Below are 25,287 nucleotides of genomic sequence, written 5' to 3'. Positions count from 1 at the left end.
GCGTCACGCCATCCGCTCGACAGCCATGGCCATCCCCTGCCCGCCGCCGACGCACATCGTCTCGACGCCGACCGTACCGCCGGTGGCCTCGAGCCCGTTGAGCAGCGTGGTCATGATCCGGGCACCGGTCATGCCGAAGGGGTGACCCAGGGCGATCGCGCCGCCGTGCGGGTTGAGCTGGTCCTCCACCGAGATCTTCAGGGCGTCCACGACCGCCAGCACCTGCGCCGCGAACGCCTCGTTGAGCTCCAGCACGTCGACGTCCCGGACGGTCAGCCCGGTGCGGTCGAGCAGCCGGCGCACCGCCTCGATCGGGCCGACTCCCATGATCTCCGGTTCCAGGCCGGTGATCGCGCAGCCCAGGATCCGCGCCATGGGCTCGATCCCCAGGTCGCGGGCACGCTCGGCGGACATCACCACGACGGCCGCCGCGCCGTCGTTGAGCGGGCAGGAGTTGCCGGGCGTGACCCGCCCGTCCACCTTGAACGGGGTGGGAAGTCCGGCCAGCACGTCGAGGTCGACGTTGGCGCGCGGGCAGTCGTCCTGCTCCACGAACGTGCCGTCGGCCAGCGTGTACGGGCTGATCTCCCGGGCGAAGAAGCCGCGGTCGCGGGCGGCGACAGCGCGGTCCTGGGAGAGTTTGGCGTACTCGTCCATCCGGGCGCGGGAGATGTCGAACCGCTCGGCCACGTTCTCCGCCGTACGCCCCATCGTGATGTACGCGTCCGGCAGGAGGTCGACGCCGAACCGGGGGTTCATGGCCGCGTCGTCGATGTGCGCGCTGGAGGTCCGGGAGACGCTCTCGACGCCGCCCGCGACGTACACGTCGCCCTCGCCGGCCATGATCGCGTTGGCCGCGATCCGGATCGCGTCCAGCGAGGAGGCGCACCCCCGGCTGACGGTGGTGCCGGTGACGGTGTCGGGGAGCCCGGCCAGCAGCGCGGCCAGTCGACCGATGTTCAGGCCCTGCTCCCCCGCCGGGTTCGCGGTGCCGACGATCACGTCGCTGATCTGGTCGGGGGTGACCGCGGGGACCTTCTCCAGGACCTGCGCGATGGCGAATCCGGCCAGGTCGTCCGGCCGTGCCTGACGGAGCGACCCCTTGTGGGCACGACCGACCGGCGTCCGTGCCGTGGCCACGATGACTGCTTCCCGGGCTGGCGCCACGTCGTCTCCATTCGTCGCGAAAAGGCCCGCGAACGGACCTGTCCGATTTCTTGACGCCGACGTCGACGTCGGATCTAATTTGAGCACCGGGACCGGGCCGACGCAACCATCCGGATCGTCGGAGACCCGGACTCACCTCCGCTTCCGACCGGTCCGCTCGACGACGCTTGGAGCTCCCCGTGGACTTCGCCTACTCGCCCACCTCCGCCGCCCTGCGAGAAACCCTGCTGACGTTCATGGACGAGTGCGTCTATCCGGCCGAGCCGGTGTACCGGCAACAGCTCGCCGACAGCGGCGACCCGCACTTCTTCCCTCCGGTGATGGAGGAGCTGAAGCGCGAGGCGCGCACCCGCGGCCTGTGGAACCTGTTCCTGCCGCACAAGACCCAATGGACCGAGGGCCTGTCGAACCTCGACTACGCGCCGCTGGCCGAGATCCTGGGCCGCTCGCACATCGCCTCGCAGGCGCTGAACTGCTCGGCCCCGGACACCGGGAACATGGAACTGCTCACCATGTTCGGCACCGAGGAGCAGCAGAAGCAGTGGCTCCAGCCGCTGCTGGAGGGCGAGATCCGTTCCTGCTTCGCGATGACCGAACCGGCAGTGGCCAGCTCCGACGCCCGCAACATCCAGTGCTCGATCGTCCGCGACGGCGACGAGTACGTCATCAACGGCCACAAGTGGTGGATCTCCGGAGCCGGCGACGCCCGGTGCAAGCTCGCCATCGTGATGGGCAAAACCGACCCCGACGGCCCCACCTACCGGCAGCAGAGCATGGTCCTCGTGCCGCTGGACACCCCCGGCGTCACCCTCGTCCGCAGCCTCACCGTCATGGGCTACCAGGATCAGGAGGGGCACTGCGAGATCACGTTCGAAAACGTCCGGGTGCCGGTGACGAACCTGCTGGGCGAGGAGGGCGGCGGCTTCGCGATCGCCCAGGCGCGGCTCGGACCGGGCCGGATCCACCACTGCATGCGCTCGATCGGGGCGGCCGAGCGCGCCCTGGAGCTGCTCTGCCAGCGGGTGACGTCCCGGGTGGCGTTCGGCGGCCCGCTCTCCGAGCAGGGCCAGATCCAGCGGTGGATCGCCGACGCGCGGATCGAGATCGACCAGGCACGGCTCTACACGCTCTACACCGCCTGGCTGATGGATACCCAGGGCAACAAGGCCGCCCGGACCCAGATCTCCGGGATCAAGGTCATCGCTCCCAACGTCGCGCTCCGCGTGCTCGACCACGCCATCCAGGCGTTCGGCGCCGCCGGCCTCGGCCCGGACACCCCACTGCCCAGCATGTACGCCCACCAGCGCACGCTGCGCTTCGCCGACGGCCCGGACGAGGTGCACCGGCGCTCGATCGCCCGCGCGGAGCTGAAGGCTCAGACATCAGCCTGACCGGGACGATGACGGCGTGGGCGACAACGCAGAGGAGCTGACCGTGGGGATCTACCCGGATCGCGTGCTGGTGGCAAACCGGGGCGAGGTGGCCGTCCGTGTGCTGCGGACGCTCGCCGACCTCGCCGTACCGTCGGTGGCGGTGTACGCCGCCGACGACGACCGCTGCCTGCACGTACGCCGGGCGGACCAGGCGGTGCCGCTGCCCGGCGCCGGAGTCGGCGCGTACCTCGATCAGAACGCGCTGATCGAGGCCGCCCACGCGGCCGGCGCCACGGCCCTGCACCCCGGCTGGGGGTTCCTGAGCGAGAACGCCGAGTTCGCCCGCCGCTGCGCCGAGGCCGGGCTGGTGTTCGTCGGCCCGGCACCGCAGGTGCTGCGGGTGCTGGGCGACAAGACCGCGGCCCGCGCGACGGCGGAGTCGGCCGGTATCCCCGTGGTGCCGGCGACCGGGCCGGCCACGCCGGACGAAGCGGCGAAGTTCCTGGCCGGCGCGCCGGAGGGCATCATGCTCAAGGCCGTGGCCGGGGGCGGCGGACGCGGAATGCGACCGGTCACCGACCCGGCCGATCTGGCCGCCGCGTTCGAGCGCTGCCGGTCCGAGGCGCTCGGCGCGTTCGGCGACGGCACCCTCTACGCCGAGCGGTTGCTCACCGGCCGCCGGCACATCGAGGTGCAGATCGTCGGTGACGGGACCGGCGCGGCCGTCGCCCTCGGTGACCGGGACTGCAGCCTGCAACGACGCCGGCAGAAGGTGGTGGAACTCGCCCCGGCGCCCGGGCTGACCCCGGAGCTGCGCGACGCGTTGCACAGTGCGGCGGTACGCCTGGCCACCGGTCTGCGCTACCGCGGGGTCGGCACGGTCGAGTTCCTGGTCGGCAAGGACGACTTCGTCTTCCTGGAGGCCAATCCGCGGTTGCAGGTCGAGCACACGGTCACCGAGCAGGTGTTCGGCGTCGACCTGGTGGAGATCCAGCTGCGCCTGGCGGCCGGGGCGACCCTGGCCGCGATCGGTCTGGCCGGTCCCGCGCCGGAGCCGGCCGGAACGGCGATCCAGCTGCGGGTGACCACCGAGACGGCCCGCCCGGACGGTGGCAGCCTGCCCGCCACCGGCGTACTCACCGCCTTCGACCCGCCCGCCGGCCGGGGCGTACGCACCGACACCCACGGCTACGCCGGCTACCGGGTCGGCACCGGGTACGACTCTCTGCTGGCCAAGGTGGTCGTCCACGAACCCGGCGGTGACCCGGCCGTGCTGCGGCGCAAGGCGTCCCGGGCGCTCGCGGAGTTCCGCGTCGAGGGCGTGGACACGAACATCGGCGTACTCGGGCGGCTTCTGCGACGGGCTGAGGTGACCGACGGGACCGCCACCACCGCCTTCCTCGACGAGCACGCCGCCGACCTGACCGCCGCGCCGGATGGCGAGCCGCTGTGGTTCTCGGGCGTCGACGCCGACCCGGCCGTCGCACTCGAGCCGGAGCGGGACGAGGACGGGATCGCGGTTCGGGCGCCGATGGAGGCCACGGTCATCGCGGTCCCGGCGGTCGAGGGCGACCAGGTGACCGCGACGTCCGTCCTGGTCGTGCTCGAGGCGATGAAGATGGAGCACCAGGTCGAGGCCGGCGTGAGCGGCGTGGTGGACCGGCTGCTGGTCACCGTCGGCCAGACCGTGCACCCCGGCACGGTGCTCGCCTCGCTGCTGGCCGGCGAGGTCGCGGCGACGGCGGTGGACACCGTCACCGAGGCCGACCCGGACCTGATCCGCCCCGACCTGCGGCGCGTCCTGGACCGGCAGCACAAGACCCGCGACGAGGCGCGGCCGGACGCCGTGGCGAAGCGGCACGGCCGCGGGCACCGCACCGCCCGGGAGAACCTCGCCGACCTCTGCGACCCGGGCAGCTTCGCCGAGTACGGCTCGCTGGTCCTCGCCGGTCAGCGGGCCCGGCGCAGCCTCGACGACCTGATCGACCGGACCCCCGCCGACGGTCTGGTGGCCGGCGTCGGCCAGATCAACCGCGCCGGCTGCGTGGTGATGGCCTACGACTACACCGTGCTGGCCGGCACCCAGGGCTACAACGGGCACCGCAAGAAGGACCGGCTCTTCGAACTGGCCGAACGCAACCGCTGGCCGGTCGTCATGTTCGCCGAGGGTGGGGGCGGTCGGCCGGGCGACACCGAGAACCCGGGCGTGGCCAACCTGGACACCCGCGCGTTCGCCCTGCTCGCCCGGCTCAGCGGGCTGGTGCCGACGGTGTCGGTGGTGACCGGCAAGTGCTTCGCCGGCAACGCCGCACTGGTCGCGTGCAGCGACTTCATCGTGGCCACCCCGGACGCCAACATCGGGATGGCCGGGCCGGCGATGATCGAGGGTGGCGGCCTCGGCGTGTACCGCCCGGAGGAGATCGGGCCGACCTCGGTACACGCCGTCAACGGCGTGGTCGACCTGGTGGTTCCGGACGACGCGGCGGCCGTGCGCGCCACCCGTCAGTATCTCTCCTACTTCCAGGGCCGGCTCGACACCTGGGAGGAGCCGGACCAGCGCGCGTTGCGCCACGCGGTGCCGGAGAACCGGCGGCGGACGTACGACGTCCGTACCGTGATCGACACGCTGGCCGACCGGGACTCGGTGCTGGAACTCCGGCGCGAGCACGGCGTCGGGATGATCACCGCGCTGATCCGGATAGCGGGCCGCCCGGTGGGGCTCATCGCCAACAACCCGCGCCACCTCGGCGGCGCGATCGACGCCGAGGGCGGCAGCAAGGCGGCCCGGTTCATGGAGTTGTGCGACGCGTTCGACCTGCCGATCGTCTCGCTCTGCGACACGCCGGGCTTCATGGTCGGCCCGGCGGCCGAGGAGACCGCGCAGGTGCGGCACTTCGGTCGGATGTTCCTGGCCGGGGCCAGCCTGACCGTGCCGATGGTGACAGTGGTGCTGCGCAAGGGGTACGGGTTGGGCGCGCAGGCCATGGCCCGGGGCGGCTTCTACGAGCCGGAGCTGACCCTGTCCTGGCCAACCGGCGAGTTCGGCGGAATGGGCCTGGAGGGCGCGGTGCGTCTCGGCTACCGCAAGGAGTTGGACGCGGTCGCCGACCCGGACGAGCGCGAGGCGCTCTACCAGCGGCTGGTGGCGCAGATGTACGAGCGAGGCAGCGCACTGAACATCGCCAGCGTGTTCGAAGTGGACGACGTGATCGACCCGGCGCAGACCCGGGACCGGATCACTGGTGTGCTGGACGCGGCACCGCCGCCGGCGCCCCGGGCCGGGAAGAAGCGGCCCCTGGTCCCCGCATGGTGACCGGGCCGGCAGGACAAGGAGGAGGCGGAATGAAGGCGTGGCAGGTGACCCGGCTGGGCGAGCCCACGGACGTCCTGGAGTGGACCGACGTGCCGCCGCCCCCGGCGCCCGACGGCGCCCTTCGGGTCGCGGTCGAGGCGGTGGCCCTGAACTTCCCCGACGTGCTGCTGTGCCGGGGCGAGTACCAGGACAAGCCAGAACTCCCGTTCACGCCCGGCGCGGAGGTGTGCGGGCGCATCGTGGACGGGCCGAGGGCCGGCGAACGGGTGCTGGCCGCACCCGAACTGCCGTACGGCGGGCTCGCCGAACAGGTGGTCGTCGCGCCGCACCGGGTGTTCGCCATCCCGGACGACCTGCCCGCCGAGAAGGCGGCGTCCATGCTGATCACCTACCAGACCGGCTACGTCGGCCTGCACACCCGAGCCCGGCTGGAGCCCGGCGAGTGGCTGCTGGTGCACGCCGGCGCCGGTGGCGTCGGGTCGGCGGCGATCCAGATCGGCAAGGCGGCGGGGGCCCGGGTGATCGCCACGGCGGGCGGGCCGGACAAGGTGCAGGTGTGCCGGGACCTCGGCGCGGATGTGGTCGTCGACTACCTGTCCGAGGACTTCGTGCCGGTGGTCAAGGAGGTCACCGGCGGGGCCGGCGCCGACGTGGTCTACGACTCGGTCGGCGGCGACGTCTTCGACAAGAGCCGCAGGTGCGTCGCCTTCGAGGGCCGGATCGTCGTTGTCGGCTTCGCGGGCGGCCGGATCGCCCAGGCGCCGACGAACCACGCCCTGATCAAGAACTACAGCGTGGTCGGCCTGTACTGGGGGCTATACCACGTCAAGAACCCAGCCGTGATCGCCCGAACCCACGAGCGGCTGGTCGAGCTGTGGCACCAGGGACTCGTCGATCCCCTGGTCAGTGAGGTGCTCCCGATGAGCGCCGCCCCGTCCGCCCTGGCCAACCTCGGCGACCGCCGCACCGTCGGCAAGGTCGTGCTGGTCAACAACCCCAACTGAGGACGTACGCATGAGTGAACAGGATCTGGTCCGCGACCGGTGCGTGGTGGTCACCGGCGGCGGCAACGGTATCGGCCGGGCGATCGCCCGGAAGATGGCGGCCCAGGGCGCCCGCGTCGTCGTCGGCGACCTGGACCCCGTCGCGGCCGAACGGGTCGCGGCCGAGGTCGGCGGCGTGGCGGTGGGCGGCGACGTGTCGACCGACGAGGGCGTGGCGCGGTTGCTGAGCGCCGCCGGACGCGTCGACGTCTTCTTCGCCAACGCCGGGGTCGGTGTCGGGAAGGGCATCGACACACCCGACGCCGACTGGCACACCGCCATCGAGGTAAACGTCATGGCCCACGTCCGCGCGGCACGCGCGCTGATCCCCGGCTGGCTGGAATCGGGCGGCGGCCGGTTCGTGGTGACCGCCTCGGCGGCGGGACTGCTCACCATGCTGGGCAGCGCGCCGTACTCGGTGTCGAAGCACGCGGCCGTCTCGTTCGCGGAGTGGCTCTCGGTCACCTACGGGCATCGCGGCATCACCGTGCAGGCGCTCTGCCCGCAGGGGGTGAGGACGAAGATGCTCGACGACTCGGGCGAGTTCCGGGACCTGCTGAGCCACGACGTCGCGCTGGAGCCCGAGCAGGTCGCCGAGGTGGTCTGGGAGGCGTTGCACGATGACCGATTCCTGATCCTCCCGCACCCCGAGGTGCAGCGATACTACGAAAACCGCGCGGCCCGGACCGACGCCTGGCTGACCGGCATGCGCAAGCTCCAGAAGCGCTTCGACGACACGGCGGCGGTGCACCATGGCTGAGCGCAAGGTAGCCGTCGTCACCGGGGCGGCACGCGGAATCGGGGCGGCTGTGGCCAGCCGGCTCGGCGCGGACGGCTACGCCGTGGCCGTCTGGGACCTGGACGCCGACGGATGCGACACGATGGTGGCCGACCTGGGCGAGCGGGGAGTCCCCGCGTACGCGGTGGTCGCGGACGTGTCCGACGAGGCGGCCGTCGAGGCCGGTGTCGAGCAGATCGCGCAGCGGCTGGGCCCACCGGTGGCGCTGGTCAACAACGCCGGCGTCCTGCGAGACAACCTGCTGTTCAAGATGTCCTCCGCCGACTGGGACACGGTTCTCGGGGTGCACGTCCGGGGCGCCTTCCTGATGAGCCGGGCGGTCCAGGCGCACATGGTCCGGCAGCGGTGGGGGCGGATCGTCTCGTTGTCCAGCACCTCGGCGTACGGCAACCGGGGTCAGGCGAACTACTCGGCGGCGAAGGCGGCGTTGCAGGGCCTGACCAAGACGCTCGCCATCGAGCTCGGCCCGTTCGGGATCACCGCGAACGCGGTGGCGCCGGGCTTTGTGCAGACCGAGATGACAGCGGCGACCGCGCGCCGGATCGGCCGCCCGTTCGACGAGTTGATCGCCGAGGCGGCGGCCGGGATACCGGTCCGCCGGGTGGGGCAGCCGCAGGACATCGCCGAGGCGGTCTCGTTCTTCCTGGGGGAACGGGCCGGCTACATCAGCGGCCAGGTGCTCGACGTGGCGGGCGGGCCGCAGCGATGAGGGTCTTCACCGGCATCGAGGAGTTGCGCGCGGCGGTCGGCGAGCACCTGGGCCACAGCGACTGGCACCTCGTCACGCAGCGGCAGGTCGACACGTTCGCCGAGGCCACCGGCGACCACCAGTGGATCCACGTGGACCCGGAGCGGGCAGCCGGCGGGCCGTTCGGCGCGACTATCGCGCACGGCTTCCTCACCCTGTCGCTGATCCCCACGCTGGCCGCGCAGGTGTACCGGGTGGACGGGATGAGCATGGGCGTGAACTACGGCTCGGACCGGCTGCGGTTCCCCGCCCCCGTGCCCGTCGGCTCGCGGATCCGTGCCGGGGTGACCCTCACCGGGGTGCACGAGGCCCGGCGCGGTTTCCAGGTCACCTCGGACATCCAGATCGACCTGGAGGCGGGCGGGCCGCCGGCATGTGTGGTCGCCGCCATCTCACTGCTCGTCCCCTGACCCGAACTCATCGATCCCTGACCCGGAACTCAGAAACAGGAGCGAATCGCGTGCAGGATTCTTTCGAGGGCCGAACCGCCGTGGTCACCGGCGCGTCGCGCGGGATCGGTCTCGCCGTCGCCCGGGAGTGGCACGACCGTGGCGGGAACGTGGTGCTCACCGCCCGCACCGCCGAGGCAGCCGAGGCCGCCGCCGCCACGCTCGGCGAACGGGCGCTCGGGTTCGGCGCGCACGTCACCAGAGAGGACCGGGCCCAGGCCTGCCTGGAGGCCACCCTGGAGCACTTCGGACGCATCGACGTGCTGGTGAACAACGCCGGGACGAACCCGGCGTTCGGACCGGTGGTCGAGCAGGACCACGGGCGCTTCGCGAAGCTGATGGATGTCAACCTGTGGGGTCCGCTGTTGTGGACCTCGCTGGCCTGGCGGCTGTGGATGCGCGACAACGGCGGCGCGATCGTCAACGTGGCGTCGCTGGGCGGCATGGCGGTGAGCCCCGATCTCGGCCTGTACCACGTCTCCAAGGCGGCGCTGATCCACCTGACCCGGCAACTGGCCCTGGAACTCGCACCGGGGGTACGGGTCAACGCCGTCGCGCCGGGCGTGGTGCGGACCCGGCTGGCCGAGGCGCTGTGGAAGGAGAACGAGGCCGACGTGAACGCCGTGACCCCGCTCGGGCGGATCGGTGAACCCGTCGACGTGGCGGAGTTGGTGGCCTTCCTGGCCTCCCGCTCGGCGTCCTGGATCACCGGGGAGACCGTCCTCGTCGATGGTGGGCAACTGCTCACCGGCTCCGCCGTCGACCCGGTCGGCGCCTGAGATGGCCCTGGATGTCACCGCGCTCGGGCACTGGCTGCGACAGTCGGGGCAGGACGTGGTCGAGCCCCTGACCGCCAACCGGATCGGCCTCGGCCAGTCCAACCTCACCTATCTGCTGACCGATGCGGCGGGCTGGCGCGGGGTGGCCCGTCGCCCGCCGCTCGGGCACCTCCTCGCCTCGGCGCACGACGTCGCCCGCGAGCACCGCATCCTCGCCGCGCTGGGCCGGACCGGCGTGCCGGTCCCCGGCGTCCTGGGCCTGTGCCGCGACGACCGGGTGGCGGACGTTCCGGTGCTGATCGTCGAGCACGTCGACGGTCTCGTGGTGGACCGGTTGGAGACCGCGGAGGCGATGACGCCCGACCTGCGTCGCGCCGTCGGCCTCGAACTGGGCCGGGTGCTCGCCGACCTGCACGCCGTCGACCCGGCCGAGGTGGGCCTACACGATCTGGCCAGCCATTCCCCGTACGCGCCCAGGCAGTTGAAACGGTGGTCCCGACAGTGGGCCGACAGCCGTACCCGTGAACTGCCCGAGTTGGAGAAGCTGACCGCCCTGCTGCGGGACCGGGTCCCCGAGCCCGGTGACCTGGTGCTCGTACACGGCGACTTCCACCTGGTCAACCTGATCGTGGACCCGTCGTCGGGTGCCGTCCGCGCGGTGCTGGACTGGGAACTCTCCACTCTCGGCGACCCGTTGGCCGACCTCGGCAGCCTGCTCGCCTACTGGCAGGAGCCGGGCGACCCGCCGCTGGGCCTGTTCAACGCCTCCCGCCTGCCCGGCTTCCCGTCCCGAGCCGAGGTGACCGCCGCCTACGCCGAGCGGTCCGGCCGTGACCTGGCCGCGCTCCCCTTCTGGCACGTGCTCGGCCTGTGGAAGGTGGCCATCATCCTGGAGGGCGTGTACCGCCGTGCGCTCGACGAACCGGCGAACGCCGCGCAACCGGGCTCCCTCCCGGACCGTGACGTCGTCGACCGTCTCGTCTCCCAGGCCTGGTCCGTCGCGTACGAGACGGGCTTGGCCGCTTAGGGTGTCCCGTCTCACCGCGGTCTCTCCGGGTGGTGGGCGGTAGCGGCCCGGTAGTCTTGATTGGGACCGGACTGTACCTATATGTCCCACGCACCGGAGGGGTGACCATGCCCGATCACGTGTCCGACCGCATCGACCTCGCCCGCCTGCAGGAAATGCTCGACGGACCGTGGGCCAAGGTGCGCAACGCGCACCGGGACCACCTCGACGAGCGCTTCCTTCCGGTGTACGGCGAGACCGGCGACCAGGCACGTGAGCGGATCACCCGGCTGCTCACCGAACTCCCCGTCGAGCTGGGCATGGCGTCGGCCTTCCCCACCGAGTACGGCGGCAGCGCCGACGTCGGCGGCTCGATCGTCGCCAGCGAGATGCTGGCGCAGGTCGACCTGTCGCTGATGGTCAAGGCGGGCGTGCAGTGGGGTCTGTTCGGCGGCGCGGTCCAGGCCCTCGGCACCCAGCGGCACCACGACGCCTATCTACGGGACATCATCTCGGGCACGATCTTCGGCTGCTTCGCGATGACCGAGACCGGCCACGGCTCCGACGTCCAGCAGCTGCGCACCACCTGCACGTACGACCCGCAGACGCAGACCTTCGACCTGCACACCCCGCACGAGGCGGCCCGGAAGGACTACATCGGCAACGCGGCCCGGGACGGGCGGATGGCGGTGGTCTTCGCGCAGCTGATCACCGACGGGCAGCGGCACGGCGTCCACGCGTGGCTGGTCCCGATCCGCGACGAGCGGGGCAACCCGCTGCCCGGCGTGACAATCGGCGACGCCGGGCCCAAGGCCGGCCTGCTCGGCGTGGACAACGGCCGGCTCAGCTTCGACCACGTGCGAGTGCCACGGGACATGCTGTTGGACCGCTACGGTCAGGTCGCGGAGGACGGGACGTACTCCAGCCCGATCGAGAACGACTCCCGGCGCTTCTTCACCATGCTCGGCACCCTGGTCCGGGGCCGGGTGAGCGTGGGCGGCGCCGCGGCGGCGGCCACCAAGTCGGCGCTGACCATCGCGGTGCGCTACGGCGACATCCGCCGCCAGTTCGACACGCCCGACGCCGACCGGGAGGTGCTGCTCAACGACTACCTGGCCCACCAGCGCAAGCTGCTGCCCGCCCTGGCCACCACGTACGCGCTGCACTTCGCCCAGGCCGAGCTGGTCGCCGCGCTGAGCGAGGTGCAGGGCGGCGGCGGACCGGTCGACGAGCACCGGCAACGGGAGTTGGAGTCCCGGGCCGCCGGCCTGAAGGCCGCACAGACCTGGCACGCGACCCGCACCATCCAGACGTGTCGCGAGGCGTGTGGCGGTGCCGGCTACCTGGCCGAGAACCGGCTACCCAGCCTCAAGGCCGACACCGACGTGTTCACCACGTTCGAGGGTGACAACACGGTGCTGCTGCAACTGGTCGCCAAGGGGCTGCTCACCGGCTACCGCGACGAGTTCGGCTCGTTGGACGGCTGGGGGCGCGCCTCCTTCGTCGCCGAGCAGGTCCGCGAGATGGTGCTGGAGCGCACCGCCGCGCGGTCGCTCATCGAGCGGCTGATCAGCGCCGTGCCCGGTCGCGACGACGAGGTCGCCGTCACCGACCGCGGCTGGCAGCTCAAGGTCTTCGAGGACCGCGAGAAGCACCTCCTCGACGGCGCGGTCCGCCGCCTGCGCAACGGCGCGGCCACGAAGAAGGACCGTCCCTTCGACATCTTCAACGACGTTCAGGACCACGTCCTCGCCGTCGCCGCCGCGCACATCGACCGGGTCACCCTGGAGGCGTTCGTCGCCGGTATCGCAGACACCGCGGACCCGGCGGTCCAGGCGCTGCTCTCCCGGGTCTGTGACCTGTACGCGCTCAGCGTCATCGAGGCCAACAAGGGATGGCTCCTGGAGCACGGCCGTCTCACCCCGGCCCGCGCCAAGGCGATCACCGGCGTGGTGAACGGTCTGCTCAAGGAGCTACGCCCACACATGCGGACACTCGTGGACGGTTTCGCCATCCCGGACACGTGGCTGCACTGCGCCGTCCTGCGCGAGGAACCCCACCGGCAGGAGACCATGGCCGCCCATGACGCCGCCGGTGACCCGCAGGCGGTCCGGGCGTAGGAGCGCCGTCGCCGCGTTGCCGCAACCTTTGCGGGCCGGAGGGCGTGTTGTGGGAAATCACCGCTCCTGCTGGCACCGGAGGAATGATGACCCCGACCGCGCTCCGCGCCCTCGTGCCCGTCGCCCTGCTGGCGGGCCTGGCGGCCTGCCTCAGCGCCTCCCCCACTCCCGCGGCCGAGGGAAGCACCGCACCAGCCTCTGGTGCGGCGCTCCCCTCGGCCTCGAACGACACGGCGGCGACCCGCAGCGCCACGTCACCGACGCCCCGCACCACCGAGAAGGGCTGTCCGGTCAGCGCAGCGACCCTACAGAGGGCATCGGGGCTGACGAGCACCACCCACCGGATCGACCCCGATCACATCAAGTGCGCCGGGCGGTGGGCCACCGCCGGGGTGATCGCCGTCGACCCCGCAACCCAGGGCGACGGAGTGTTCCTGTTCGAGTACGTCGACAGCAGGTGGAAGAAGCTGGATGAGGGCAGCGCGCTCGAATGCAGCCCGTACGGCATCCCGAAGGAGATCGGCGACCAGATCGGCTGCCACGACCGCTGAGGTCTCCGCTCGTCGGGGCGTCAGCCACCCACGCCACGGACCGCCTCGATGATCGTCTCGGCGACCTCGCTCGACCGGACCACCGCCATCGCGTGCGAGCCGCCGGCGATCTCACGCTGGCCCCGCGGGTTCGCCCGCTCGGCCATGAACCGATGCGCGGCGACCGGGATGTTCATGTCGGCGTCCCCGAACACGAACCAACTGGGCAGCGATCGCCAGGCGGGGTCGCCGGAGAGCCCGTCACCGAGGGCCGTTTCGGTGATCGGCCGCTGGGTTCGGGCCATCAGCGCGGCCAGGTCGGCGGGCACGTCCGCGGCGAACTGCGCGTGGTAGGCGTCCTGGCCGATCGCCACCTCGTTGCCACCCGTGGACAGCGGATACTGCACCAGCGTGTCGGCGAGCGTGCTGCCGGGGAACTGCCCGGACAGCCCCAGCGCCGATTCGCCGGTGTCCGGGCAGAGGGCGTTGACGTACACGAGGGCGCGCACCGTTGGATCGCCCGCGGCGGCCTGCGTGATGACCATGCCGCCGTACGAGTGGCCGACGAGGATGACCGGGCCGCCGATCCCGCCCATCACATCCCGGACGTACGCGGCGTCGGCCGCGACGCTCCGCAGCGGGTTCGCGACGGCGACCACGTCGTACGCGGCACCCAGGCGATCGATCACACCGTTCCAGCTCGCCGACTCGGCGAACGCACCGTGGACGAGGACGATGGTGGGCTGCGGATCGGGCATCGCACGCACTCCTTACTCCGTGGCTGTTGACCCACCGGCCGCGGCGGTCCGCATGAGTACCCGACACACGAGCGTGAAACATCCACCTGCCTCTGTAGGGCACGCCAGGTCAGCGCCGGCAACACCCCTTCGCGCCGCGTCGCCCCGTCAGGGATTTCCCGGCCGTCGGCCGTCGGGAGGACGTTGGGACGGATCCTCCGGGACCGGGACCACCCGCTGGTCCCGGTCGGTCGACCGCGCCGAGGGCTGGTGCGGCAGCCGTGACGCGTCGCCGGTCTCGGCGACCAGACGCTCGGTCTCCTGCACCAGATAGTGCGGTCGGCGCTTGGTCTCGTAGTAGATCCGGCCGATGTACTCGCCGATCACGCCCAGGATCATCATCTGGATGCCGCCGAGCCCGATCACGCTGACGATGATGGTGGTGTAACCGGGAACGTCGATGCCCTTTTCGATGGCGTCCGCGACCACCCAGGCCATGTAGCCCACCGCGATGAGGGTGAGAAACAGGCCCCCGTAGATCGCCAGGCGCAGCGGGCGGTTGTTGAACGACAGCAGGCCGTCGAAGGCGTAGTTGAAGAGCTTGCTGAACGTCCACCTGCTCTTGCCCGTCTGCCGGGTCTCGTTGTGATGCGCCACCACCACCGTCCGGAACCCGATCCAGGAGAACATTCCCTTGGAGAACCGGTTGTATTCGGGCATCGCGAGGATCGCGTCCACCGCGAGTCGGGACAGCAGCCGGAAGTCACCCGCCCCGTCCTGCAGGCGCACGTCGATCCACCAGTTGACCACGCGGTAGAAGGACCGCGAGGCGACCATGCGTATGAACCGGTCGCCGCGCCGGTCCCGGCGGGCGATCACCTGGTCGAAGCCCTGCCGGTACAGCGTGACCATCTCGGGCAGCAGCCGTGGCGGGTGTTGGAGGTCGGCGTCCATGATGACGACCGCGTCACCGGTGGCCCGCTGCAGGCCGGCGAGCATCGCCGCCTCCTTGCCGAAGTTGCGGCTCAGCGACGTGTAGCAGACAGCGGGGTCGGCGGCGGCGAGTCGGCGCAGCGCCGCGAGGGTGCCGTCCTCGCTGCCGTCGTCGACGTACACCACCTCGACGTCCACGTCGGACAGCTCGGCGAGCGCGGCTGTCACGCTCTCGTGCAGCCGCTCGACCGACGCTTCCTCGTTGAAGCAGGGAACCACGACGGACAGGCGCATCGTCGTCACCCCGCCCGGCCCGTGCCCAGGCGCCCACCGGCGCCGGCACGCCCTTGCTCAGAGGCGATAGACCAACACACCATCAAGATCCTCTCGGGTGATGCCCAGTCCGTCGACGGGCCGGGCCTCGATGCCCTCCCACGGCGTCCCCGCGGCGCGGCTCGGCACGGCGACGACCGACCGCACGCCGATCCCCCGCAGGTACGCCACGCTGCCCGCGTCGGGGAACGACTCCACCGCGATTCGGGTCTGCGCCTGGGTGACCGGCTCGAATCCTGCCAGCCCGTTGGTCACCCGTGGGAACCCGTCGGTCGTCCACAACATGTACGTCAGGTCGCCGACGCCGCCGGCGGGGAGCACCAGCATCGGTTCCTGCGCTGCCCGCATCGCGGCCGGCGGCTGTGGCACGGTCGGGTGGGGTGTCCGGTTGACGCCCTCCAGGGTGACCAGGGTCAGCGGCACGAGCAGGACCAGCGGCATGACGATCCGCGTCCAGCGGCGCGGCGACGTCTGGCCCGACGGCTCGGTCAACGCCGCCTGGCCCGACGGCTGGGCCAGCGCCGTCACCAGGCCGGCGGCCAGCACCGCCAGCAGAAGGCTGATCCAGTGCATCATCCGGCCCGGTGTGCGCAACGCGTCCCAGCCGGGCAGGTGCACGGACAGGGTCAGATAGCCGGGATCCCCGTCCCCACCGAGGGTGGCGCCCAGGCCCAGCAGCACCGCGCCGAGCACGCCGAGCCCCAGCGCGACCCGGTGCCAGGGCCGGTAGACCGAGACGAACAGCCCCGCCGCTGCCAGCCCGATCAGCGTCATCCCCGGCAGCAGCGCCATCTCCGGTGGCCAGGACAACTGCTCCCGTGCGGCGGCGTGCGCCTCGCCCCACACCCACGAGTCGGCAGGCGCGGTGACGAACCCGATCAGCGGAGGGGAGAACATCTTCGTCCAGTCCAGCGTCCGCTCGGCCTGCGGGTTGATGTCGACAACGCGCAGGTAGACCAGACCGAGCAGCAGCGTCACCGCGCCGAACGCGGCACCGCCGGCCAGATCCGCGAGCAGCAGCCGCCGGCCGAACGGCGGGCGTTCCCGCTTGCGCCACCAGGACCAGCCGTAGCAGCCGGCCGCCACGAGCACTGCGCCCAGCAGGAAGTAGACAAGCGGCAGCCCGATGCCGAAGCCGAGGGTGACCTGCCAGGCAGCGACCAGCCACCCGGCCAACGCCCAGCCGGGCCGTCGTCGCTCCGGCCGGTATCCGTGGCGCAGCGACCAGCCGTGGCCACGGGCCAGCATCGCCAGGGCCAGCGCGATTCCCCCGCTGGACAGGATGTTCAGGTGGCCGGAGTGCGCCAACCGCCAGGGCGCGTACGCCCACGCGATGCCGGCGACCGCCCCGCCCCACCGGCTCGCTCCGAGCTGCCGGGTCAGCGCGTACGCCCCGAGGAACGCCAGTGCGTGCAGCAACACGTACAGCACGTTGTACCGGATCACGGCGGCCTCGAAGCCGGAACCGATCATCCCGAACGGGGCGTAGCCGAGCAGGGTGTCGCTGTAAACGTACGTGTATCTCTCGGGGTAGAACGTGTTCGAGTGCCAGAGGTCGGCCGGGCTGTTCACGAGGGCGTGGCCCGCCCAGGCGACCTGCCACGCCTGCAACGTCGGGTCGCCGAGGTCACCGGGGATCGTGCTCGCCGGATGCCGCAGTGTCGGCCAGGTCAGCACCACGGCCAGCAGCAGGCTGCCCAGTGTCGCCAAGGTCCATTCGTGGCGGGGCCAGCGCCAGCGCCATCGGCTCCGTCCGCCCGGAACCTGGTCGTCTGACGTCTGTTCGGGGCTCGCACTCTCAACTGTTGGCCGAGCGCCGGTGGACCGGATATTCACAAGATGGATGTTCTCCAATATTTTTGGCGTTGTCCACCGACTGCCCGATCCGTGGATCTACGCGCGGTGACGTGACCCGCCACAGGCCGCGATGTTTGCCCTGCGGCCGGGCCGGACGAACGTCGGCGTGCTCGGCCTGGACAACGGCAGCTAGGAGCTGGCCGACGATTGTCACGCATAGGTGCCGCCGGGTCGGGAAGTGCCGGTAGCGAGTGCCGAAGCCCACGCCGGCGCGCCGGACGACCTCGTCGAACGGCGCGTCGGTCCTGCGGTCGATGGTGATCAGCGACGAGGACGCGTCGAGCCCGGACCACGAAACTGGGGAGCTGCGATGGAGTACGCCGTTCATCACGTACGCCGGCCGAGTATGACCCGTGACCTGCCGTACGGTCCGCAGGACCTGCTGTGGGTCGCCAACACCGCCACGCTCCTGGTGGCCGAGAGCGACGCGGTGCTCGTCGACACCTACGTCACGGTGGAGCAGAATCAGCAGTTGATCGACTGGGTACGGTCGTTCGGGCGCAGGCTGACCCACGTCTACGTCACCCACGGCCACGGCGACCACTTCTTCGGCCTCGGCCAGATAGCGGAGGCGTTCCCGGGGGTGCGGGCGGTCGCCACCGAGGCGACCGCGGCGGCGGCCGAGGTCCAGGCCGGGCCCGACATGGTCAGTTCGTTCTGGGAACGGCTGTTCCCCGGCCAGATCCCGGCCCAGCTGACGCCTCCGCAGCCGCTGGCCGACGATCACCTCGACCTCGAAGGTCAGAGGTTGGAGATCGTCGAGACCGGCTTCAGCGACACGGCGGGGAGCACGGTCGTGTGGGTGCCCGATCTCCGATTGATCGTGGGCGGCGACGTCGTCTACAACGACACCCATCCGTACCAGTCCGAGAGCACCGCCGCGACACGCCAGGAGTGGGCCGCGACGCTCGATCGGCTGCGGGAGCGCGACCCCGCCGCCGTGGTGGCCGGGCACAAGAACCCGGCCCAGCCCGACGATCCGCGAATCCTCGCCGACACGGCCGCCTACCTGCGGGAGTTCGCCGAGCTCGACGCCCGTACCGCCACCGCCGAAGAGTTGTACGCCGCGATGCTCGAACGGCATCCCCGGCGGCTCAACCCCGGCTCCCTCTGGGGTGCCGCGAAGCAGGCGAAGCAGGTGCCCTAGTGCTCGACGTGGTGGGCTCGGTGGGGTGACAGCTACTCGAACACGCTGCTGTAGGCGTTGATGGCCGGCTGGCCGCCGAGGTGGGCGTACAGGACGTTCGAGTCGCGGGGAATGTCGCCGTTGCGAACGAGGTCGATCAGCCCGGCCATCGACTTCCCCTCGTACACCGGGTCGATGATCATGCCTTCCAGCCGGCCGGTGAGCCGGATGGCGTCCAGGGTGGACTCCACGGGAATGCCGTAGAGGTCGCCGGCCCAGCCTTCCAGCACGGTGATCTCGTCGTCGCGCAGATCACGGCCGAGCCCGATGAGCGCGGCGGTGTTGTGGGCGATCTTCGCCACCTGGGTCCGGGTCGCGTCGATCGTGGCGGACGCGTCGATGCCGAGCACCCGCCGCAGCCGGTCCTGACCGGCGAACCCGGCGATCATGCCGGCGTGGGTGCTGCCGGTCACGCTGCACACGATGATCGTGTCGAAGAAGACGCCGAGCTCCTGTTCCTGCCGCTGCACCTCGTAGGCCCAGTTCGCGAAGCCGAGGCCGCCGAGCGGGTGGTCGGACGCGCCAGCCGGGATCGCGTACGGCGTACCGCCGGCGGCACGGACATCGTCGAGCGCCTGGTGCCAGCTCTGTTTGAAGCCGATGCCGAACCCGTCCCGCACGAGGCGTACGTCGGCGCCCATGATCCGTGACAGCAGGATGTTGCCGACCTTGTCGTTGACCGGGTCCGGCCAGTCCACCCAGCTCTCCTGCACGAGGACGGCCTTGAGCCCGGCCCGGGCGGCGACCGCGGCCACCTGACGGGTGTGGTTCGACTGGATGCCGCCGATGCTGACCAGGGTGTCGGCGCCCTGCTTCAGCGCGTCCGGCAGCAGGTACTCCAGCTTGCGGGTCTTGTTGCCGCCGAAGGCCAGACCGCTGTTGCAGTCCTCCCGCTTCGCCCAGATCCGGGCACCGCCGAGGTGGTCACTGAGCCGGTCCAACGGATGGATCGGGCTGGGGCCGAACAGCAGCGGGTAACGCTCGAACGCGTCGAGGGGCATGGGCATTCCTTCCTCAGAGGGTCTCGAGCAGGAACTGCGCGCGAGGGCCGGCGCCGCCCCTCCGTCGATGTCACCAGCCTGGCCAGCGCCCTCGACATGCAATATATTGCGTACTGCTCGCGCCGCTGTCAAGGAGAAGTCGACCCGTCCGAGGTGGACGGGGCCACGGACGACCACGATGGAGAGGAATCGTCAACGGTGCGCCGCGATGGCGGGCGCTACGAGCAGCGGGCGTGCCTCAGCGACGCCGAGGCGACGGATGCCTCATCGCGCGGGCGCGTCGTCCGACGCCCCGAAATCGAAGAGCGGATCCAGGCTCAACCAATTGTCCCGGGCGGCCAACGCGGCTCGCTCGGCATCGCCGGCCTCGCACAGAACGATGATGCGTTCATGCAGAGCGACCGAATCGCGCCCGTTCAGCGAGGAGAAGCGCAGCCGTTCGAGCCGTCGCAGAATCGGCGTGAACTGCTCCAGCACCGACCTGATCGCCGAATTGGCGGAGGCCGTCACCGCTACGCGGTGGAATTCGTCGTCCGAGGCGATCGCCGCGTCGACGTCGCCCGTCCGCAGAGCTGCCGCGAACCGCCGGTTGGCCGCCCGCATGGACTCGATCTCCTCGGCGGACAGATTGGGCACAGCCTGACGCACGGCCAACTCGTGCATCGCCGCAGTGACCGACTGCGCTGCCCGCGCGGCCTGGACGTCCAGCGGAGTGACCATCGTGTAGCGGCCGGGCTTGGTCTGGACCAGGCCCGCCTCCTCAAGCCGGGCCAGCGCCTCCCGCACCGGGGTGCGACTCACGCCCAGCCACTGCGCCAGATCCGCATCGTTGAGCCGCTCCCCCGGCGCCAGGGTGCCATCGACAATCGCGTCCCGGATGGTCCGGTACGCGTTGTCCCGCAGCAGGGCACGCGGGATCACACCCTGACGCTCGGGGATCGGCATGCAACATATCCCACACCGCGTCGGACCAGCCGTCAACGAGTGACGCGCCACTACCGATGCAGCTCTCCTCGGGAGAGAGTCAAGGGACGTGACGGCGTCGACTACGGTTCGATCACCAGCCGGGTGATCAGGGCGCCTTCCAGGGCGAACCGATAGTAGGTACGGCCCTCGTCGGTCACCGCGGCGTCGGCGGCGAAGACGCTGATGGCTGCCTCCGTGTCGCGAGCCTGGTGCGCGGGGAGGTACGCCCTGATCGGGGCCGGCAGGTCCTCCCAGGAGATGACGATGCCTCGGCCTGCGTTCGTTTCCATCCCTGCACGGTCAGGCCTCCCCCGGCGGGAGAGTCAAGAGAGCAGACGGGCTCCTCGTTCCGCAGCCCCGTGACGGGAGGCCGTCAGCCGGAGGTGAGACGGAAGACCGGCCAACCGAGCTCGGTCCGCCACCGCGCGGGGTCCCCGGTGTCCCGAGGACCGACGAGGTATGTCTCGTGGACGGGCCCGGCGACGCCCAACGCGTGGGAGATCACCCAGGCACCCAGGCGGCCATAGGTGACGTCGATGTCGTCGTGTGGCCCCCACGTGGACCACCACGGCGAGATCGACCGGCGGCAGGTCGACAACCTCGATCCGGCCAGGTTCCGCACGCTCAGATGACTCAGCGTGGCGAACTCGCCGATGGTCAAGCCCTTTCGCATGGTCACAGTGTCGCCGGTTCCTCAGGCCTCAGGGGCGAGCGTCTCCCACAGGTGTGGGTGCCGTGTCAGGTGCAGCAGCCGCTGCGCAAGCCGTCGGTTGGCGGACGTCCGCGTCGAGGCGCCCCACAGCGGTGCGGTGCTCATCCCGTCCGCTGCTGCCACCACCAGCGCCAGCACGTCGGCGGGCAGCCCGTCAGCGGCAAGTGCCGCCTCCAGCCGTTCCGCGTCGGCCCGGGCGAGTTCGGCGACCGCGGGCAGGGTCATGAGCTGAGTAATCAGGGCAAGAGATTCGCGGGCCGCTGCTTCGTCACCGTCCGGCGCCAGTGCCGCCCGGACGTAGGCCCGGGTCAGCCGTCCAGGCGCGGTGTCCGACGGGTCCAGTGCGGCGTCGACGCTGGCCTGGAAGGCGGCGAGCTGATCACGGGCCAATTCCAGGATCAGCTCGTCCTTGCTGGCGAAGTGGTAGATCAGCCCGCCCTTCGACACGCCGGCGAAGCGGGCGATCTCGTCCAGTGACGCGTGGATCCCACGGACACGGACGGCGTCGGCGGCCGCGTCCAGCAACGCCCGTCGGGTGTCGTGCGGTGACCGCCCAGCTGTGCGTCCCACGGCGACACCGTACCTACGGCCGCGGTGTGCGCGGCGACGGGATCAGCACCCATGCCAGCACCGCCGCTACGAGGGTCAGCGCCGCCGCGACCAGCGAAGTGACCTGCATGCCGGTGATGAACGCGTCCCGCGCGCCGGCAGCGGCCTGCGGCGGCAGCACCTGCAGCGCCGAGCCCAGCGAGTCACGTACCCGCGCCGCGTCCTCGGCCGGCAGCCCGGACGGCACGCTCACGTTGTTGCGGTACAGCAGCGACAGAAGGGAGCCCAGCACCGCGATGCCCAGCACCACGCCGAGTTCGTTGGCGGTCTCGGTGATCGCGGAGACGGAGCCGGCCTTGCGTGGTGGTGCGGCCGAGATGATGGCGTCGCCGGTCAGCGTCATCGCCAGCCCGATGCCGAGGCCGATGGGCACGAGCGCCAGACCGAGCCACAGGTACGGCCCGTGCGCCGCCGCCGCCACCGCTGCCAGCCCCACGGCGGCCAGGCCCAGGCCGAGCGCGATGGCCCGACCCCGGCCGAGCCGGGCCACGACCAGCGCGATGATCGCGATGACGACGATCGAGGCCAACGTCGCGGGCATCTCGGCGAGGCCAGCCTGCAATGGGCCGAACCCGCGGGCGAACTGCAGATACTGCGAGAAGAAGAACAGCAGCCCGACCAGCGCGAAGATGGAGATGACGTTGGCGACGACCGCCCCGGAGAACGCCGCGTTGCGGAACAGGTCGACGTCGAGCATGGGCTGCTCCAGCCGCCGCTGGCGCCGCACGAACAGCACGCCGGCTGCCAGTCCGGCGAGCAGGCAGGACACTGTCACGCCGTCGACGCCAGCCCCGACCACATGCTTGATGGCGTACACCAGGGGCACGATCGCCGCCATGGACAGCACCGCGGATAGCACGTCGAAGCGGCCCGGTTGCGGATCGCGCGACTCCGGCAGCAGAAGAAGGCCGGAGACCACCACCAGGATCATCACGGGCACGTTGATGAGGAACACCGAACCCCACCAGTAGTGCTCCAGCAGGAACCCGCCGACGAGCGGCCCGATCGCCGACCCCGCCCCGAAGGCGGTGGACCAGATCGCGATCGCCCGGGTCCGTTCGCCGCTGTCGGTGAAGATGTTGCGGATCAGCGACAGCGTGGACGGCATCAGCGTCGCCCCTGCCACACCGAGCAGCAGACGCGCCCCGATCAGCGCCTGCGCGCTGGGAGCGAACGCGGCCAGCAGCGACGCCGCACCGAACGCCACCGAACCGATCAGCAGGATCCGCTTACGCCCGAACCGGTCGGCCAGATTGCCCATCAGCACCAGCAGACCCGCCAACGTCAGCGAGTAGATGTCACCGATCCAGAGGATCTGTTCCGCGCTCGGCGCCAGGCTCGCGGTCAGCGCCGGCACCGCCAGCGAGAGCACCGTCCCGTCGATGGCGAGCAACAGCACAGCCGCGGCCAGCACAGCGAGCGCCGCCCACCGTCGACGGGCCGACAGCGCCGGCTCTGGAGCCGACGTCACCAAGGAGGTCATCCCGAAACTGTACCGACCAGTCGGTTCGGTTCGTCAGGATGATCCTGGCCACACGGGGAGCGGCAGCGGTCCTGCGTCGGTCGTGGCGTCGACGTCGAGGACCAGGCGGCGTGGCAGGCGGGCAATCGCCTTGCGCCGGCGTCGCGTTGTGGGCCATAGTCGTTCCATGATCTCTTACCGGAAGGGCGGCGACGCCCTGGCGCTGTGAGCGCCCCCGCGCGGCGCGACGACGCCGCGAAACCCCCACAGGCCGTTCGCAGCGGCAACCCGCGCGACCTGTGGCAGCAGGCCATTCGAATCCGTCAGGAATGGCTCGACCACGCACTGTCCACACAGCCGGCTGACAGGTCGGCCGCCGAGCGCTGCCTGACCGCCATCTACGCCAGGGCATCGCGGCCCCGACCCCGGTTCGAATGGGTCGACTCGCCAGCCAAGGCACTCCCCCTGATCACCGGCTGGCCCACCCTCGATCAACTCTACGAGCGCATCCGGGACCCCCGGCCGCGCGGAACACCGCCGCTGGCAAGCGGTATTGCCATGATCGCCTCCCAGCTGCGCGGCGCGCTGAGTGCGGGCGTCACCCACACCGATCCCGAACTGTCACCCGTGCGTGCGAGCAAGACCAAGGAACCATGGCCGGAACTGGCGCCGCCACACGCGCTCGACAGTGGCGTTCCGCTCGCTGTCGTGCTGCACCAAGGCGTACGCACGGCATTGCACCGAAGCCTCGCGCACGGGTACTACCTGCCCGTGCGCGCGGTCCTCGCGGACGAAGCTCCAGTGCCCGTGTGCTGGTACGGGCAGCAGGACGCGTCATGGATCGCCTACTACGACGTGCTGCATCGGCTCGGCCTTGCCAGGTACGGGCCGGACGAGGCCGAACATCTCGACGCCTGGGCCGGCCTGGCCCGCTCCTGCGGCTGGTGGTGGCCCGGCGAGGACGTCTGCGTCGTGGTGGACCGGCCGCAGGCGATACGAACCGAGCCGGTCTCCGGAACAGCGCACGACCAGATTCGGCTCCACCCTCGCGGTCTGCGCTACCGCGACGGCTGGCAGCCGCTCCTGACCGGGTGACCTGACGAGGGCCGGCCGGGACGGGCACTCGCCAGTCCCGGCCGGCCCGCCCGAGATCACACTCGACACCGACGACAACATCCCGCACGCGCTGTGCGCCGGGCCAGCGGCTTGCCGCTCAAGGGCACCCCGCCGGGACCGGATCGCCGAGGCGGTCCGGTCCCGGCGCTGTCAGCCGCTGGTCGACATACGGGCGCGGTACGCGGCGACGGCGGCACGATTTCCGCAACGACCGTCGCAGTACCTCTTGGATCTGTTCTTGGAGAGGTCCACCATCACGTTGTGGCATTCGGGGTGGGCGCACGACCGTAGCCGGCGAAGCTCTCCCTGACGAAGCAGGTCGGCAACGGCGATCGATGTTCTGATGGCGAAGCGGGTCGCGAGTGGCGCATCCGCTGGAGCGACCTCCCAGCGGAAACCCCAGGTGCCGCGTTTCACCAGTTGCGGAAGCGCGTTGAACTCGTGGAGCAGTTGATTGACCACCTGTGCCGCGGCATCTCCGGTTGCCTGCCAGAGTTCACGGAGTCGAGGGTGGAGGCTGCGGAGCGTCTGCAGATCGTTCCTGCCACAGGTCGGCCCCTCGTCCCAGGCCAGGATCTGCACAATGCGTCTGAGCGCGGCATCATCGGGCTGGGCGCCGTCTCCTCCGCTCGTGTTGACCAGCGCCGCGGCGGCCACCAGTGCCCGTGCCGCGTCCTGCGGGAGGACCAGGCTGGCCCCCTCGTGCCCGCCGATATCCGGTCCTGCCCGCCATCGGTGCGGACCGTACCCACCCGCCCGCGACGGCTGGCTCCCCGCGGGACCGGCGAGCCGAGACGTCATCGCGCGCTGGAGGGCGGGGCCACCGGCCAGTCGATGTCGGTGGCCGAGGCGGCGCTTGTCGTGCACAGCACGGAGACGAGGACGGCAACGGCGATCATGAGGAACCTACGCACAGTCAACTCCAGATGTGAGGGATGCGGGTGAGGGCAAAGCCGGCGGTCGTACCGCGTCGGGTTGTCCTCCCTGGTACGACCAACCTATCTGGGGCACCAGTGCTTGGCAATAAGTTGCCAGAAGATGGCATTAG

General features: G+C 71.0%; 24 protein-coding genes. 12 read left to right on the top strand and 12 right to left on the bottom strand.

Translation table 11 applies throughout. The features are described 5' to 3' along the window. Positions 1-3: 3 nt before the first annotated feature. A complete protein-coding gene (locus tag ABZ780_RS22890; RefSeq protein WP_357002401.1) occupies positions 4-1,167 on the bottom strand; it encodes an acetyl-CoA C-acyltransferase in 1,164 nt (387 codons plus the stop codon). 179 nt (positions 1,168-1,346) lie between these two features. Between ABZ780_RS22890 and ABZ780_RS22885 the strand changes: the two genes are divergently transcribed. From ABZ780_RS22885 to ABZ780_RS22840, 10 genes are all read left to right on the top strand, one after another. Beyond that, entirely contained in the window at positions 1,347-2,558 is a 1,212-nt protein-coding gene (locus ABZ780_RS22885) for an acyl-CoA dehydrogenase family protein (RefSeq protein ID WP_357487425.1), read from the top strand. Positions 2,559-2,574: 16 nt separating this feature from the next. Then, positions 2,575-5,853: a carboxyl transferase domain-containing protein gene (locus tag ABZ780_RS22880; protein WP_357487423.1), complete on the top strand. Its 3,279-nt coding sequence runs from the start codon at positions 2,575-2,577 to the stop codon at positions 5,851-5,853. 29 nt (positions 5,854-5,882) lie between these two features. Beyond that, entirely contained in the window at positions 5,883-6,857 is a 975-nt protein-coding gene (locus tag ABZ780_RS22875; protein WP_357487422.1) for an NADPH:quinone oxidoreductase family protein, read from the top strand. Between the two features lie 10 nt (positions 6,858-6,867). Continuing rightward, positions 6,868-7,656 (top strand): SDR family oxidoreductase, encoded by a 789-nt coding sequence (locus ABZ780_RS22870; RefSeq protein WP_357487420.1) that lies wholly within the window; start codon positions 6,868-6,870, stop codon positions 7,654-7,656. After that, on the top strand, positions 7,649-8,404 hold the full coding sequence (locus tag ABZ780_RS22865) for an SDR family oxidoreductase (RefSeq protein WP_357002412.1): 756 nt from the start codon (positions 7,649-7,651) through the stop codon (positions 8,402-8,404). Before ABZ780_RS22870 ends, ABZ780_RS22865 begins: the two co-directional genes overlap by 8 nt. Next, positions 8,401-8,853 (top strand): MaoC family dehydratase, encoded by a 453-nt coding sequence (locus tag ABZ780_RS22860; protein ID WP_357002414.1) that lies wholly within the window; start codon positions 8,401-8,403, stop codon positions 8,851-8,853. The genes ABZ780_RS22865 and ABZ780_RS22860 overlap by 4 nt, the downstream gene beginning before the upstream one ends. A gap of 50 nt (positions 8,854-8,903) precedes the next feature. Further along, complete coding sequence (locus ABZ780_RS22855; protein WP_357487418.1) at positions 8,904-9,671, top strand: SDR family oxidoreductase; 768 nt, start codon at positions 8,904-8,906, stop codon at positions 9,669-9,671. A 1-nt stretch (position 9,672) separates the two neighbouring features. Then, positions 9,673-10,698 carry a phosphotransferase family protein gene (locus tag ABZ780_RS22850; RefSeq protein WP_357487417.1) on the top strand — a complete coding sequence of 342 codons (1,026 nt, stop codon included), beginning with the start codon at positions 9,673-9,675 and terminating at the stop codon, positions 10,696-10,698. 107 nt (positions 10,699-10,805) lie between these two features. Further along, entirely contained in the window at positions 10,806-12,797 is a 1,992-nt protein-coding gene (locus tag ABZ780_RS22845; protein ID WP_357487415.1) for an acyl-CoA dehydrogenase, read from the top strand. Between the two features lie 86 nt (positions 12,798-12,883). After that, complete coding sequence (locus tag ABZ780_RS22840) at positions 12,884-13,348, top strand: hypothetical protein (RefSeq protein WP_357487414.1); 465 nt, start codon at positions 12,884-12,886, stop codon at positions 13,346-13,348. Positions 13,349-13,368: 20 nt separating this feature from the next. Here the strand turns inward: ABZ780_RS22840 and ABZ780_RS22835 are convergent, their stop codons facing one another. The 4 genes from ABZ780_RS22835 to ABZ780_RS22820 form a co-directional block, all read right to left on the bottom strand. Next, positions 13,369-14,085, bottom strand: a complete 717-nt coding sequence (locus ABZ780_RS22835) for an alpha/beta hydrolase (protein ID WP_357487412.1) — start codon at positions 14,083-14,085, stop codon at positions 13,369-13,371. 147 nt (positions 14,086-14,232) lie between these two features. Next, positions 14,233-15,300: a glycosyltransferase family 2 protein gene (locus ABZ780_RS22830; protein WP_357487410.1), complete on the bottom strand. Its 1,068-nt coding sequence runs from the start codon at positions 15,298-15,300 to the stop codon at positions 14,233-14,235. A 48-nt stretch (positions 15,301-15,348) separates the two neighbouring features. Continuing rightward, entirely contained in the window at positions 15,349-17,166 is a 1,818-nt protein-coding gene (locus ABZ780_RS22825; protein ID WP_357487409.1) for a hypothetical protein, read from the bottom strand. Next, positions 17,129-17,515 carry a hypothetical protein gene (locus tag ABZ780_RS22820; protein ID WP_357487407.1) on the bottom strand — a complete coding sequence of 129 codons (387 nt, stop codon included), beginning with the start codon at positions 17,513-17,515 and terminating at the stop codon, positions 17,129-17,131. Before ABZ780_RS22820 ends, ABZ780_RS22825 begins: the two co-directional genes overlap by 38 nt. Between ABZ780_RS22820 and ABZ780_RS22815 the strand changes: the two genes are divergently transcribed. Beyond that, complete coding sequence (locus ABZ780_RS22815) at positions 17,498-18,334, top strand: MBL fold metallo-hydrolase (protein WP_357487405.1); 837 nt, start codon at positions 17,498-17,500, stop codon at positions 18,332-18,334. The genes ABZ780_RS22820 and ABZ780_RS22815 overlap by 18 nt on opposite strands. Before the next feature lie 32 nt (positions 18,335-18,366). Here ABZ780_RS22815 and ABZ780_RS22810 read toward each other — a convergent pair whose 3' ends face one another. The 6 genes from ABZ780_RS22810 to ABZ780_RS22785 all read right to left on the bottom strand — a co-directional run bounded on the left by ABZ780_RS22810 (position 18,367) and on the right by ABZ780_RS22785 (position 23,144). Beyond that, positions 18,367-19,374, bottom strand: coding sequence for a 1-aminocyclopropane-1-carboxylate deaminase (locus ABZ780_RS22810; RefSeq protein ID WP_357487404.1), 1,008 nt, complete (start codon positions 19,372-19,374; stop codon positions 18,367-18,369). Between the two features lie 264 nt (positions 19,375-19,638). Further along, positions 19,639-20,319 (bottom strand): GntR family transcriptional regulator, encoded by a 681-nt coding sequence (locus ABZ780_RS22805; RefSeq protein WP_357002437.1) that lies wholly within the window; start codon positions 20,317-20,319, stop codon positions 19,639-19,641. A 101-nt stretch (positions 20,320-20,420) separates the two neighbouring features. Next, positions 20,421-20,630 (bottom strand): hypothetical protein, encoded by a 210-nt coding sequence (locus tag ABZ780_RS22800; protein WP_357487402.1) that lies wholly within the window; start codon positions 20,628-20,630, stop codon positions 20,421-20,423. Between the two features lie 83 nt (positions 20,631-20,713). Beyond that, positions 20,714-21,013, bottom strand: coding sequence for a GyrI-like domain-containing protein (locus tag ABZ780_RS22795; protein ID WP_357487400.1), 300 nt, complete (start codon positions 21,011-21,013; stop codon positions 20,714-20,716). A gap of 21 nt (positions 21,014-21,034) precedes the next feature. Next, a complete protein-coding gene (locus tag ABZ780_RS22790; RefSeq protein ID WP_357487398.1) occupies positions 21,035-21,622 on the bottom strand; it encodes a TetR/AcrR family transcriptional regulator in 588 nt (195 codons plus the stop codon). 13 nt (positions 21,623-21,635) lie between these two features. After that, on the bottom strand, positions 21,636-23,144 hold the full coding sequence (locus ABZ780_RS22785) for an MFS transporter (protein ID WP_357487396.1): 1,509 nt from the start codon (positions 23,142-23,144) through the stop codon (positions 21,636-21,638). Positions 23,145-23,348: 204 nt separating this feature from the next. On the opposite strand from ABZ780_RS22785, the gene ABZ780_RS22780 reads away from it, so the two are divergent. Continuing rightward, on the top strand, positions 23,349-24,218 hold the full coding sequence (locus tag ABZ780_RS22780; protein ID WP_357487394.1) for a DUF6745 domain-containing protein: 870 nt from the start codon (positions 23,349-23,351) through the stop codon (positions 24,216-24,218). A gap of 171 nt (positions 24,219-24,389) precedes the next feature. On the opposite strand, the gene ABZ780_RS22775 is transcribed toward ABZ780_RS22780, so the two are convergent. Next, on the bottom strand, positions 24,390-24,896 hold the full coding sequence (locus ABZ780_RS22775; protein WP_357487392.1) for a CGNR zinc finger domain-containing protein: 507 nt from the start codon (positions 24,894-24,896) through the stop codon (positions 24,390-24,392). Positions 24,897-25,287 lie beyond the last annotated feature (391 nt).

Origin of the sequence: Micromonospora sp. NPDC047467, from assembly GCF_040643095.1 — a bacterium.
Lineage (GTDB): Bacteria > Actinomycetota > Actinomycetes > Mycobacteriales > Micromonosporaceae > Micromonospora.
The sequence above is the reverse complement of the archived record's forward strand: the minus strand, read 5'-3'. Positions and strand labels throughout refer to the sequence as shown.